A 14,976-nucleotide genomic window follows, 5' to 3' on the forward strand; every position below is an offset into this window, starting at 1 on the left:
CTTTGTTGAGTTCCATGCCATTAGCTTCCAAACTTTATTGAGGCATATTAATCGGAAAACATCTTGTCTTTACCACCAACATCAGTCCTGACACTAATCGAACCAAATTTGTCGAAAATACAAAAAGCGGATTATTCTCAGCTTAGAGGCTCGCAAGCTGTCGAGTTGAAATTAGCAAAACAAGAAGGACTTGCGCACCAAAAATACCGTATTAAGGTATCGAAAAACAAAATGATTCTAGAGGAATTCCATAAAAAGAGCTCCTCTAGAGCTGACAATACCTATGATTTAGATTCCGCAGAGCCTGTCGCCTGCATTTTAAATGAAGCATTGGCGTCAACATTTATGCCAGTGCAGATAATTGCACAACAACTTTCCGTCTTACCAATAGAAAAACAAAAACAACTAATACAAAAAATCCCCCCTCATAAAGCCATGAAAGTCATAAAATTTATGTTGGAAAAGAGACAAAGTTCAGCTTTAGAGCTTCTACAAGTGTTTCCAACTGATATTGGCCTAAATATGATTTCAGGGATAAACCACACTACCCTCAATCGTCTGGTTAGCAATTATATGGCTCAGGAAAATCCTAATTTATATCAACTCTTCCCGTACTTACCTCCCAATATAGCTCTACCTATATTAAATAAATTAGATGTTACTGAGCTTCAACCCTACTTTATGTTACTCAGCGTTATATCAGAACAAAAGTTAGGCCCATTACCTAAATCACAGATCATGAAGCAGTTGAATCAAATTGCTCCCGATAAAAGAGTTGAAATATTTACGCATATTTCTCCTTCGGCAGCTATGGAGTTACTACAACACCTCTCTAAAGACAATAAAAAAGAGGTGTTATTGCGTATACCGGAAAGAAGAATTGCAGAGGTATTGGTGTGCTTACTGTATTTACATACTAGCTCGGAGATTTCAACCACTAGACAGCAAGCACCATGGTGGGTTGATGAATGTAAAAAGATGATCAGCGATGGCTGGATGATAATGCTACCCACGACTACAAAATCTACTTCCCCTCTTACGAAAACAGAACCATATGAAGTTTTTAATGAGTGTATTGCTTTGCTAAGAGAGCAATCAACTGACAGACTCCAAATTATCCTTGAAACCTTCACAGCTGAAGAGGGGGCTTTTTTAATACAAGTAAGACAGATCTCAAACGAACAAGGTTTGATTAAAAAGAACTTCCCTCTTACACAAAGATTAAGTCAACTCCGTAGAATTTACCCCATTGTAATTCAATTGGTTAAACTTGCTCAACCTCAGGAGAAATTTGACTTTATTTCAGAGTGTGCCCCGCAAACGATTTTGCTTAGGCTACGACAGCTTCCGGAAGAATCACTAAAGATTTTTTTAAAAGACCCGAGCACTACAGCGCTGTTTTCAGTAGTGTTGCTCCCTGCATTGCATGATAGCAACATAAAAGCAGAAATTATCAGCCAATTTACCGAATTAATGCAAAACAGCGAAAAGGAATCACTAGGCCATTTACTACATTATTGTTTTGAAGACCTACCAAGTACTGTCATCACTGCATTAGAGCCAGCAGCTTTCAGAGAAGCATTAGTGTTCAGTTGTAAAGCGTTGACACATCCAAATTTACAATTTATTCAAATGCTTAGGCTGTTTCCACTATTGCCTGCTGGAGATAAAGCTTATTTTGCAAATTTTTGGTATGAAAACCTAGAATCATTCAAACCAGAAAACCTACCCTCGACAACCGCTAATAACTTCAATACATGGTTTGATGTTTATGACCAGTTGTCTTTTGAGCAAAAACAAAAAATTATTAGATCCATTTCTAATGACTTGTGGTTAACAATTGCTACAAAAATACCAAATAACCAAGTGCACACTTGGATTGACTTTCATAGTGAGCTGCAAACTCGTTATTGGCTTACTCGCCCACAGAAAATAGCAACTTCAGAACTAATCCAATTATGCGGCCACCAGCAAAGATACGCATTACTTTATAATATTCCACTCAAAGACCTAGCTGAAGCTATTATTACACTACCTCAATCGGCAAGAGTCGAAGTCCTTACCTCTGTTGTATTACACCCCCAGATGCCTACGCTGTTGTCAAAATGGGATGAAATAGACCATGAAAACTTAAAGCAAACTCTACCACAAAATGAACTAGCAAAAGAAAGAGATGACTTCTTAAACAAAAGGCAGTTTCAGTTGCTTGCGACGAGCTTCGCTACAATGGAAGAGCAAACAAAAGCAACACTCATAAAGCTGAGGTTTAAGAGATACAAGGCTCGGAGAGCTAAAAAGTTTTCTGAAACAGACGCCAGCCTTGTAAGTATGACTAATGACAGCAAGCGTCTCACTTATTGGCACACGAAAAACAGCGTAATTCCCCCGCTAAGAGAACCAGATAAAGCAACCCAACAAATCCCCGCTAGAAATACCCTAAAAGGTGCGTATAAAACATGCAAAAGCTTTGATGAGTCATTTATTAAATTCACCGTAACTGAAGTTAAAGAAAGTGGTCATACAGCAATGGTAGATCCATTTGAGGTTGAAAAAAACCAACAAATGTTAGGACAATTAATTAAGGATGCCAAAGCCGTAGGCAGTGAATTACCAACTATCACACCGGGGTTGCAAGGACAATACGTCCAACACAGGCCAGATGGAACGATTGTTCCGTACAGCACTTTGATCGCTGCAAGGGGCGGGCTCAGTCTAGCAGCAATTACTAAACCCAAAACTGCAAAACCTACTAAGGTTAATATTCATTGCTTTAAACAACTAAGTGCAGACATTGCTGCTTCACATCAACTTGGGTATTTTTATCGAGATATTAAGCCTGATAATATTTTATACGCGGAGTATGCGGGCTCTGAAAAGCAAGTTCGCTATGACAGGCCACAGCTTCATCAAATTGACTTAACAACCTTATGCTGGGCTCCTGTTACAGGAGATCTTGAGAGAAGTCACAAATTCAGTTTCCCATTAGAGCATCCAACAGGTACCGTCAGCCATTTTACACAAGGAATAATAAAATTAAAAACAGAGGCTGATCGCCATGGGTTACAAATGGCAGATAATTATGCCTTATTACTAACAATTTTAGAAAGTGTAGACATTGATTTTAACAGAATCGAAAAAAGCCCTAGTTCGTTTGATCCCGCAAAGCACCCTGAATTTTTCAAACGACGCAACGGCGATGAAAGCGACGCATTTGAATTTGGGATATTACATGAAACAAGTTCGCCACAAGAAAACCGTGACATTATAGAAGCGGCCGTAAATAAATACGCTCGTTCTGAACATCGAGACGCCGTTAAAGCTTTTCTAATAGATCCAGTCAAATATCCTTTGAAGGAACCTATAGTCAATGTAATGGATTGGAAAGTAGATGACAGAGAATTTTTAGAATAAGAATGGGCGATACATCATCAAAATAGCTCTCCCTGATTGGCAAGACAAAATGCCTCACCAAAACTATTCTGCTAAACGATATATCGCCCTAAAATCTCGTTCTTTAAGCGTGATTTTCAGCCAAGTATAACCAAGTATCAATTACGGTATCTGGATTTAGAGATACGGTATCAATGCCTTGTTCTACCAACCATGCTGCAAAGTCAGGGTGATCTGATGGACCTTGACCACAAATACCTACGTAAGCGCCCTTCTTCTTAGCGGCTTGAATTGCCATAGCTAGAAGCTTCTTAACCGCAGGGTCACGCTCATCGAATAAGTGACTGATAATGCCTGAATCACGGTCAAGACCAAGTGATAGCTGAGTTAAGTCATTTGAACCGATAGAGAAACCATCGAAGTACTCTAAGAACTCTTCAGCTAATAGTGCGTTTGATGGTAGCTCACACATCATAATGACACGTAAACCATCTTTACCACGCTCTAAACCTTGTTCTTTAAGCAACTCAATCACTTGTGCCGCTTCATCAAGAGTACGAACGAATGGGATCATGATTTCAACATTCTTAAGACCCATATCATTACGAACACGCTTAATGGCTTCACACTCAAGTGCAAAACAATCGCGGAATGATTCAGAAATATAACGACTTGCGCCACGGAAGCCCAACATTGGGTTTTCTTCTTCAGGCTCATAATGCTCACCACCAACAAGGTTTGCGTATTCGTTTGACTTAAAGTCAGACATACGAACGATAACTTTTTTAGGGTGGAATGCTGCACCAATAGTCGCGATACCTTCAACTAGACGAGCAACATAGTACTCAACCGGAGAATCGTAACCTGCAATCATCTCATGGATTTCTTGTTGAAGCTCAGCGTCTTGCTTATCAAACTCAAGCAATGCTTTAGGGTGAATACCAATCATACGGTTGATGATGAACTCAAGACGAGCCAGACCAACACCTTCATGTGGTAGACGAGCAAAGTCGAACGCACGATCTGGGTTACCCACGTTCATCATGATCTTCATTGGCAGTTCAGGAAGAGTATCAACGCGGTTCGTTACCACTTCAAACTCTTGCTGACCTTGGTAGATATAACCAGAATCACCTTCAGCACATGAAACAGTAACTTCTTGTCCAGTCTTAACGATATCAGTTACATCACCACAACCCACAACTGCTGGAACACCTAACTCACGAGCAATAATCGCAGCGTGACAAGTACGACCACCACGGTTAGTCACAATCGCACTAGCACGTTTCATGATTGGCTCCCAATCCGGGTCAGTCATGTCTGTTACAAGTACATCGCCTTCTTGGATTTGATCCATTTCATCGATTGATTTAAGCACTTTAGCCACACCACTACCAATCTTATGACCGATAGCACGACCTTCACTCAATAACTCACCACGAGTTTTTAAGTGATAGCGTTCAATTAATTGAACGTCTTCACGGCTACGTACGGTTTCTGGACGCGCTTGAACAATGTAAAGCTTGCCATCGTTACCGTCTTTCGCCCACTCGATATCCATTGGACGACCATAGTGTTTTTCGATGATCATGGCTTGTTTAGCCAGTTCCATCACTTCTTCATCAGAAACTGAGAATTGACGACGGTTTTCAGCAGCAACATCTTCAATCTTAACTTGCTTACCATGACTAGAGTCGTCAGAGTAAACCATTTGAATTAGCTTGCTACCGATGTTGCGACGAACAACGGCTTTGTGGCCTGCGGTAAGGCTTGGCTTATGAACATAAAACTCATCAGGGTTTACAGCACCCTGCACCACCATTTCACCTAGACCAAATGATGAAGTGATGAATACTACGTCATTGTTACCAGATTCTGTATCCATGGTAAACATAACACCAGAGGCCGCTTTATCTGAACGAACCATGCGCTGAATACCAGCAGAAAGTGCTACACCACGGTGATCATAACCTTGGTGAACACGGTAAGAGATAGCGCGGTCATTAAATAAAGAAGCGAATACGTGCTTGATAGCCACAAGAACTGAATCATAGCCTTTAACGTTTAAGAAAGTTTCTTGCTGACCCGCGAAAGAAGCATCAGGCATATCTTCAGCGGTTGCTGATGAACGAACTGCAAAAGAAGCATCCTGAGTTTCAGAAGATAATTTATCGTAAGATTCACGAATCGCTTGTTCTAATTCAGGTTGGAATGGGGTGTCAATTACCCATTGTCTGATCTGTGCGCCAACTTTAGCAAGTTGATTAACATCATCTACATCCAATGTATCTAAGATTTCATAAATCTTTTGATTAACTCCACTTTGTTCAAGAAATTCATTAAACGCATGTGAAGTAGTTGCAAAGCCTCCTGGAACCTGAACACCAGCATTAGATAAGTTGCTGATCATCTCGCCAAGAGATGCATTTTTACCGCCAACAGTGTTAACGTCGCCCATGCCTAATTCTTGATACCAGAGTACATATTGTTGCACAGTTCTATCTCCGTGTGTGTGAAATACTGATTCTGATAAGAGTTTTAAACTGTAACACTTTCAACCTAACTTTCATTCACCCAAAGAGCACTTTATACGGTTAAAAACCTTTACACTAAGTTCATCTTGAAATGCTCAAAAACAAACTTAGTATTTACAGGTGGTTAAAGTAAAACTTCTATCAGAATAAGTATCTAGCTCTTCACAGAATCGCAACGGCATTTTACACTCCGATATAAGAGTCGTAAACGTATAATTTCATTTGTAATTTTATTACCACAAGAGGCAGTTATGGTACCAAAGGTATTCTTTATTTCAGACGGAACAGCAATCACTGCAGAGGTGTTTGGGCATGCCGTTTTGTCACAATTCCCCATTGAATTTGAACAAGTTACAATTCCTTTTGTGGAGACGATAAAAAAAGCAGAAGACGTTACCAAGCAGATAAATGATAGTTTTATTACAACAGGCGTACAGCCTTTGGTCTTTCATTCCATCGTAAAGGCGGAAATCCGACATATAATTACAGCGTCCGAAGGAGCGAATTATGATTTCTTAAATACCTTTGTTGCGCCACTTGAAGAACAGTTAGGTATAAAAGCATCGCCGAAGGTACACAGAACACATGGTAAAACGAATGGCGCTTACGAAAACAGAATCCATGCTATCAATTTTTCATTAGATAACGACGATGGCCAAACCATGAAGCACATGGATGAAGCCGATATTATTTTATTAGGCGTTTCCCGCTGCGGTAAAACGCCATCAAGCTTATATCTGTCCATGCAATTTGGTATTAAGGCCGCCAATTACCCATTTGTCGAAGACGACATGGATAACCTCAAGCTGCCTGAAGCCCTAAAACGAAATAAAAAGAAGCTATTTGGTTTGACCATTGACCCAATGCGCTTACATGAAATCAGACAAGGACGGATGCAGAATAGTAGATACTCATCTTTAAGGCAGTGCCGAATTGAAGTAAAAGAAGTTGAGATGCTCTATAAAAGAGAACGTATTCCGTACATAAGCACCACCAACCATTCTGTAGAAGAAATTTCAGCAAAAATCCTTGATATCACAGGGCTAGAAAGACACATGTTTTAACCTCAGAGAATTCTGCAATGACGTATACTCAACCATTGCTTTTTGCAGGATTCTCCTTCTGCACATTGATTTTCTATTTACACCTTATCATTCAGTTCAATAGTTTCATTAGCTTTTACCAAAACCTGCCCTCGCTCTTGTACTTGCTTTTTCTTTTGCTTTTGTACTTGAACTCGGGCATCTCTTTCATCAACTAGAAGGAATTCTGGTTCAAGTTTTGACTCTTTTTCTTGCGCTATTGCTTTCAATTCTTTTTCACGTTTGCGCTGAGTCAACACGTGAACAGCTTCACGATAATCTTCTTTGAGGTCTGAATCCTTTATTCTATCTAAATACTGCCAGGTCTCTAGTTCGCCAAATTTCTTGATTAAGATATCTAGATCCCCCTTCTCTAGTGCTACTTTAATAAAGACTCTACAAGCTAATGCCTTTTGACGTTCATTAAGTATTGAGTAGGACCAGTTCACAACAGCGATAATTCCCCCTTGCCCTCTCCTAACACTTGAGTAATCACAGTTAGGCGCAGATACAAGAACATATAAAGGGTTCCTTTGCACACATTCAAAATCTAATAAAAGGAATTTAGAAATAGCTGCCTCAATTGCAGAGCAAGGCACATTTGCGCCATTGTTTTGCATAACCTTCAAAGCATTCTGAATTATTCCCTGATCTCCAGCGTGTATGGCTGCTATCAAAATTTCGTTGACTTTTGCTTCAAAAAGGGAACTATCTATTCTTTTAACAACTGATAACATGACATATAAATTACTTACTTCCCTAGCCATTTGATAAAAGTGTTCGAGATTTTGGGCAATTTTATCTTTGAATTGTCCATCGGGAACATTTATTACAGCATCAAACATTGCTGAACTATACCGTGACAAACGACCCTCTATTGCTAGAGCCACTGCTGGTTTGCCATTCTCGATTACTAAAAATGGATTCGCGCCAGCTGCAATCAACGACTTAACCGCTGCCTCAGCTGCCTTTGCTCCCTTCATTACCGAACAAGAAACCAAAGAGTTTTCATTTGAATGTTGTGCATTCACATCTACTTTCGCTTTTATAAAGGCTTCAATTAACTCTTGGGATTGATTATCAACAGCGTTATAAAATGGAGTACAATTTTTCTTATCTTTTATTAAAGCGGCCTTTGCATCAACTTTAAGTATTTCTTGAACTATTGCTAAATACTTAAGTTCCACTGCAAGATGAAGTGGAGTATCACCTTGTGGATTTTTTATAGAGCAACTAGCACCTCGTTTAAGCAATTCTTTTACAACGTCTACTTTATTTGCTTTGACAGCATGGAACAGGGCTGTCAACTTATCCTTATCTGCAAGGTTGACATTGGTCGGGTTACAGGCCTTAAGCAAATGCGGTAATAAATCATATTGTTTTGCCTTTAACGCTAAAACAAGTGGGGTATTTTCATCTTTATCAGTAAAATTTAAAGATGCGCCAGCATTAATCAAATGAGCTATTATTCTGGGATATTCGAGTACTACAGCAAGATGCAAAGGTGTTGCCACCATAGGAATCAACTCCTTAAACTGGAATTTCTTCTTATTCCCCCATTGAACTAAATCATAGTCGTTAGATCGCTTAATTCTCGTAAAACCGTGTTCGTGTCCTGCATCATCCTGTTTCACAAAAAAATTAGTACTGTTAACGACATAATTTACACAAACCCCTTTTATGAGTAGTTTTTGCAACTTGGCTTCTTCATTACGAAGAATAGCTTTGGTAAGTTCAAATGCTCGTTGAGGGTTATTAAGTCTATCGTCCACAAAAGAAACTGAATTGGATATTGCCTCTGGTAATTTATCACTATTTAAGAACTTTACCTGCCAGCCATTTGCCTTTTTCCCAACCACAGGGTAGCGATGGACGTCTAGCGATATGTCTAATGAACAAGTAGCACTACTTTCAAGGTCAGGACTTCCATTAAATATTTGGAAACTAAGTTCAACTTGTTGTTTGAGTTTACTGGTCAGCTCTGCATAGCCTCGAGACATTCGATATTCTTGATCACGAAACTCTAAATAATATAGATTTCCCGCTGTGTAATAGCACAACATTCCGTTGCCAGAAGCACTACCAGTCTGTTGAACCGTTGAAGTTTGAGCTGATGTTGCTACTGCAGCCGAGCTTGCCATAACGTACAACCTTAATATTTATAAATAGAAACTAAGAAAACTTAACAACCACAGTTATGCCAATTTTTATCGAATTTTGTTTTGACTAGAGTAATACCAAAATGTTCATGGCAAAACTGAAATGTGAACGAATATTAATCACATACAAAAGCTATATTTTAAAATTCATACCGGCTTAACCGGCTCAAATTTGTACTGCTTTGATATGAAAATTTAATCGTTCCATTTCTCGAGTGCATCAATATTTCTTCATCTATCCCCGTTTTATTAAAATTTTCGCTGTGCTTAATACTTTGTTTAGATATAATTCGCTAAGTTTTGCTATCAAGCTGTTTTTTCAAGTGGATTATTAATGACCATCAAAACCGACGAATTACGAACCTCATTACTTTGTAAGGTTATTTCACCTGCACAGTTAGCATCAGAGTATCCGCTAACGACTCATGCAGCTGAGTACTTGCTTCAACAACGTAAAGAAGTAGAAGCTATCATTGAAGGAAAAGATCAACGCTTACTAGTGATTGTCGGTCCTTGCTCAATTCATGATACCGATGCGGCTTTAGACTACGCTAAACGACTTGCAGTCCTACACCATGAGTTAAAACAAGATCTTTGTATCGTAATGCGAGTCTATTTTGAAAAACCGCGCACTATTGTTGGCTGGAAAGGACTGATCTCAGATCCAGATTTAGATGGTAGCTTTAGTCCAAATAAAGGTTTGAGAAAAGCTCGTCACCTATTACAGCAAATTACAGAGTTAAACCTACCAATTGCCACTGAGTTTTTAGACATGGTGAATGGCCAGTACATTGCTGACTTGATCACTTGGGGAGCCATTGGCGCCCGTACAACTGAAAGCCAAATTCACCGTGAAATGGCTTCTGCACTATCCTGTCCTGTTGGCTTCAAAAACGGTACAAATGGTAGTATCCAAATTGCTGTAGATGCAGTGCGTGCAGCTCAAGTGCCACACATTTTCTATTCACCAGATAAAGATGGTGCTATGGCGGTACTAAGAACCTCTGGTAATCCATACGGTCACATCATTTTACGTGGTGGCGAGAAGCCAAACTATTTTGCTGAAGACATTGAAAAAGCAAGACAAGGTTTAAAGGATGTCGGTTTATTCCAGCGTATGGTCATTGATTTTAGCCATGGAAATAGCCAAAAACAGCATAAAAAACAGCTAGATGTTGCAGATGACATCATTGCCCAACTAGAAAGTGGCAGCACGGCAATTGCAGGTATTATGGCAGAAAGCTTTATAGAGGAAGGCAACCAAAAAGTCATTCCTGATCAACCTCTTGTATACGGAAAAAGCATAACCGACGCTTGTTTGCATTGGGAAGATACTAAAGAGCTATTACAAAAGCTGGCTAAAGCAAGTCAAAACCGAATAGAAAAATTGAAAAAGATCTAATCCCCTAACTCCGTTACATTAGTTCAGCCTGAAAAGTCCATTCCAAAACTTTGTGTACGGTATCTGATTGAAGAAAACTTCAGAGCCGTACATATCTCCAGTTATATTAGTTTGTAGCAACTATCTAACGATAATAAAAACTTACTAAAAATAATGCATCGTGCATTCAATTAGACTAGTATTTTTTTACTGCGAGGATGACTCAAAGTTTTATGCATTTTATCTAGAATACGAGAAATTATTCCCTCGATTGTATAAATACATTACGGCATCAGCACCACCAACCAGTGAATAATGGTTATGCGTATTGGAGTCATCTTCATAAGAGATATCAAGATCTGTGTAGTAGTGATCCCCCCCGGTAATAGCGTATCTGACATCATTAACTTCATTTGGATTACCATCTGCCCAACCTTTGCTTGGTGTGCAGGTAAAAGTAATGGGAAAAGTATATGAACCATGATCATTACTTGTGACTATTTTTGCTGTGCGGGTAGCACCTGTACGGCAAGATTTAGAATCTGTGTATGCCATTTCACAATTGCGTGTAGTATCACAGGTAAGTGTAAAGACTATTGAGTTTTCTGGTTCTGAAGTGGGTGTAAGAGTAGCAAACCCAGTATTTGAGCCAATTACCTTCCATTTCCCAAAAGTATGAACTGGTGCTGCAGCTAAAGCAGGCGCACTCAATGTTATGAATAAAATTAAGCCTTTCATTTTTATGACCCCATACCTCTCGAATATAGCTGTCTGAGTTGAGCAACTGTACATAAAACTTCAAAGCAATTACTTTTCACCTTCTGAAGCTAGATCCGTTTCTTTAAATTTACTTCAATTAACGACAGAGGAGAGTAACTCAAGCCTACTGAACATAAGCTGGTAGCAGTTAAAAAATAACTAAAGCTAAAGCTATTTAGTTGAATCTATATTGTTTCTAGTACTTTTGTAATGAGGGCATTCGCTTTTATCAAATCCAGACTCTAACTCTGAAACTGGTTTAAAACCAAGTTGTATGGCTTTATCTAAATCTGACTCAGCTACGCTATGAACGTTAATATTGAGTGTTGATGCCCCACATTGAGCAATCACCATCATATCTTTAATTTGGCCACACGTTGATGATGCGACCTTAATTCCGTGCAATTCAAGTTGGCTCATTGTGTCTTTTAAAGTCATTCCACCGCCAAAGCACTGTTTTGCGCCATCACTAATGAATACTTGAACATTCGAATTAGGCTTTAACTCCGCATTACACGCAAATAGTGATAAACACAGCATCAATAAAAATAATTTTTTCATGATAATTCCCTCTAAAAAATGCTAATTTGATTCGCTAGGCAATTTTTTATTATACAGTTTTTAACCCTTTTAAATACAAGCCACTCAATCTAAATTCGTTATACAGAACTGACGCTAAGATAAATAAATATTCACTCATGTTTAACGAACTTCACCCTGCTTTCAGATAAACTTAAATCAACCTCTTGGAGTATTGCAGCTAGACATAATGATGAGTTTAAAAGCAGATAGCACTTCTTTAACACCTCCCCCATACGCAGCAGTTTATTCACAAAGGGTTTGTCAATTGCAATCTGATATTGAGCGGGAAACTAGAGACTATCACGGCTTTCTTCCTCAGCATTTAGAAAGACAGCTTTCAAGGTTACTAAATTCTCACAATATGGATGAACGATTACAGATCGCCCTTTTCGTTGAAAGTAGTAAAGAGAAACGCCACTTTCCAGCTCTTTTATATAGCCTAACAAATGAAGATTTATTAAGCTTAACTCTTGCCAAACCTCAACTATTTGAATTTATTATATATAATATATTCACAAGTCATAAGTGGGATGATGACAATTTTGAGCCACACACAAAAGCCAAAGTAAACAGGTTAATTATAGGGATAGGTAATTTTTGTACGGCAAATCCTAGTCATCTAAAGCAGTATCAAGAGATGATGAAAAGCTTGCTTGACAGCATAGGGCACCGTATGAATAAAAGGACAGGCTTCGAATGCTTTTATGATGCCTTTAAACTAAATTGCAATGAATTAGCTTTATTGCATCAAACCTTTCCTGAATTGACACAAACCTTGTTTCGCTGGAAATTGCCTGACGTTTCTACAGTAGAAAGACAAACTTTATATGATTTACTAACTAAAGGTGAATTCGCATCTAGTTACTCCTTAGAAGAAGTCTTTCAGCTTTTCACGAAGCATTATCCAAAACTGACATTCATTAATTCTTCAGGAAGTACTCATTTTTTCGAGTATATATTACATCATTCTATGCTTGTCCCTAGAGAAAAAGAGTTAGTCAAAAACGAACGGCCTAAGAGTGCAAGCATTTTAAGCACAATTGCTAATCTACTTACTCAACATAAACCTCAAGAAGTTCAAGTACAGCTTCCCAGTATTCCGAAAATAGAAAACCTCACGATAGTATTAGATCTAATGCTGCAACTTTCAGCTGAACCAAGGTTATTTACTCATTACTTTGAATTATGCAGTATTACACTCAAACTGATGCTACAACATGAAATAGATAAATCTTTTTATGTCCCAATAGGTAAGGAAAGCACTTTATTAACTACCAATTCTGAAGCTACTCAACTGTGTAAAGCTGGAATACGTTGTATTTATGTCTTTAGACAAAGTGAGACTCTTAAGCAACAAACAGCCAGCCAAATTAAACAACAAAAACCAAGATTCGTGCATATTTTTAGTTTAGTGGATCAACTTTCGTGCGCTCTACCAGATGATGAAACAGATGACATGCAACAATTCGCTACCAACCACGATGTACAATTGCCTAGATTGGTACAAAAAACTAAAGAATTACAAGAATTAGCACAGAAACACAGGATGGAACTTTTATCAGGAAAACTGTGCACTCTCCATCATCCATATCCCAAAAAAGAAGTGCTTGCAGCAATAAGAGATAAATCTGGTAAATCTGGTAAATTTTGTCAATATGAGATGGCCATATTTGCAATCAAGGAAGACCTTAGTACAGCTACCCAACTTTCATCCGTTCTAGAACCAGAAGCTTTTGCCCAAGTAGCTCAATTTCACCCTGAAATGCTTGGGGCAATAAATTCCAATACTAAATTCGAACACGAAGGCGATCAATATGACATAGCAAGCGCTTGTCTCGATACAGAAGAAAAAGCAGTAACTTTTCTCTCATATGCACAAGAACATGGAGTTCAATTAAGCTTCATCCTAAAAGCTTTGTTAGCTTGTGAATGGCCAGTTCTAGCACAAGAAATCTGGAATGACATACCAGTTAACTTATTTAGCAGACTACACGAGAGTGATTGTGCTGCCGCATCAAACGCTCTGGAATTTCTCTGCTGGCAACGTGAACTAGCGACTGAATTTTTAAAGAAGGTAGAAGTAAATTCATTGAAGCCTGAAAATAGACCATACCGTATTCTCACCGTTATCTATTTAAAGCATCCTGATATACTGCGGCAGCATTGTAGTCTCGACCTTAGGGATAACGAAAGAATACAAAGCCTTGCCCTATCTTATTCAACTTCATTAATTTGCCCTCATGATTTGAATGTCCAAGCCAAAATTGATAAACAAAGAAGCTTAAATCGAATACGCTACCATTCACTACCGTTGCAATTCCCAATTGAAGAAGGAAATTCCCAACAAGCATTAAGTGTAACTTCTCAAGGCGCTATACCGCATACAGCACTAAAAGCTTACCCTCCACACATGGCCCCCTACGGCATAGCAATTCTTTTTAGTATTTACTGTAGACACCAGTCAAACCCTTTTAAATTTATTCCCTTTATTGAGCAAACAAAAACATATAGTTATTTATCGGTTTTAGTTTTGGAGTACTATGAAAATAGGGAAACCTATCTTGCAGAACGCAAAGAAATTGTTTTGTGCGATCAGATTAAACTAGATCCTGATTTTTTTGCTGCATTAAGGATAGAAGGCGAACTACTAATTACTGCAAATGAGTATCGTTGTGGACCAGAAAGCGTTAAAAGCGTAGCTTTTCATATAAAAAAAAGAGTTGAAGCTGAACAGAAAGTACCAGCTTATGATTTGTATGCCTTTTTCTCTTTAGACAACTCCATTTTGTGCTGGAAAGGTGTCGATTTAGATTCTCCAATTTTAATGGAGGATTTAGAGCAAGTATTAAGAAACTACTTTTCACGAGTTAATTCTACTGGCCATAAAGAGTATTTACATAGCTACTCATATAGCAAGATTACTCATCATCCTCAGCCTTTCCTGAACAGCCTACCAGCTGCATACACCGAATTTGAATCTAGTTTTTTACAGTAAGAATAAATGGCTTGAATATTAACTTTGGTATGAATTTAATATCATAAGTTGTGAGAGTATTTATAAAAAAGGGACTGAACTAACGACTTATCTG

Annotated in this window: 8 protein-coding genes; 4 read left to right on the forward strand and 4 right to left on the reverse strand. The window is 38.5% G+C overall.

Features of this window, described 5'->3' with window-relative positions; genetic code table 11:
- Positions 1–63 precede the first annotated feature (63 nt).
- A complete protein-coding gene (locus AC1EU0_RS10285) occupies positions 64–3,411 on the forward strand; it encodes a magnesium and cobalt transport protein CorA (protein WP_480302303.1) in 3,348 nt (1,115 codons plus the stop codon).
- A gap of 103 nt (positions 3,412–3,514) precedes the next feature.
- Here AC1EU0_RS10285 and ppsA read toward each other — a convergent pair whose 3' ends face one another.
- A complete protein-coding gene (gene ppsA, locus AC1EU0_RS10290) occupies positions 3,515–5,884 on the reverse strand; it encodes a phosphoenolpyruvate synthase (protein ID WP_480302304.1) in 2,370 nt (789 codons plus the stop codon).
- A 291-nt stretch (positions 5,885–6,175) separates the two neighbouring features.
- Between ppsA and ppsR the strand changes: the two genes are divergently transcribed.
- Entirely contained in the window at positions 6,176–6,988 is an 813-nt protein-coding gene (ppsR, locus tag AC1EU0_RS10295) for a posphoenolpyruvate synthetase regulatory kinase/phosphorylase PpsR (RefSeq protein WP_480302305.1), read from the forward strand.
- Between the two features lie 77 nt (positions 6,989–7,065).
- Here the strand turns inward: ppsR and AC1EU0_RS10300 are convergent, their stop codons facing one another.
- A complete protein-coding gene (locus tag AC1EU0_RS10300; RefSeq protein WP_480302306.1) occupies positions 7,066–9,147 on the reverse strand; it encodes an ankyrin repeat domain-containing protein in 2,082 nt (693 codons plus the stop codon).
- A gap of 352 nt (positions 9,148–9,499) precedes the next feature.
- Here AC1EU0_RS10300 and AC1EU0_RS10305 point away from each other — a divergent pair, with 352 nt between their 5' ends.
- On the forward strand, positions 9,500–10,567 hold the full coding sequence (locus AC1EU0_RS10305; protein ID WP_480302307.1) for a 3-deoxy-7-phosphoheptulonate synthase: 1,068 nt from the start codon (positions 9,500–9,502) through the stop codon (positions 10,565–10,567).
- Positions 10,568–10,786: 219 nt separating this feature from the next.
- Here the strand turns inward: AC1EU0_RS10305 and AC1EU0_RS10310 are convergent, their stop codons facing one another.
- Both AC1EU0_RS10310 and AC1EU0_RS10315 read right to left on the reverse strand, forming a co-directional pair.
- Complete coding sequence (locus AC1EU0_RS10310) at positions 10,787–11,284, reverse strand: hypothetical protein (protein ID WP_480302308.1); 498 nt, start codon at positions 11,282–11,284, stop codon at positions 10,787–10,789.
- Between the two features lie 192 nt (positions 11,285–11,476).
- A complete protein-coding gene (locus AC1EU0_RS10315) occupies positions 11,477–11,866 on the reverse strand; it encodes a hypothetical protein (RefSeq protein ID WP_480302309.1) in 390 nt (129 codons plus the stop codon).
- Between the two features lie 208 nt (positions 11,867–12,074).
- On the opposite strand from AC1EU0_RS10315, the gene AC1EU0_RS10320 reads away from it, so the two are divergent.
- Positions 12,075–14,882 (forward strand): hypothetical protein, encoded by a 2,808-nt coding sequence (locus tag AC1EU0_RS10320; protein WP_480302310.1) that lies wholly within the window; start codon positions 12,075–12,077, stop codon positions 14,880–14,882.
- The last annotated feature ends 94 nt before the right edge of the window (positions 14,883–14,976 follow it).

The organism is Parashewanella sp. 2210YD4-3, assembly GCF_056591735.1.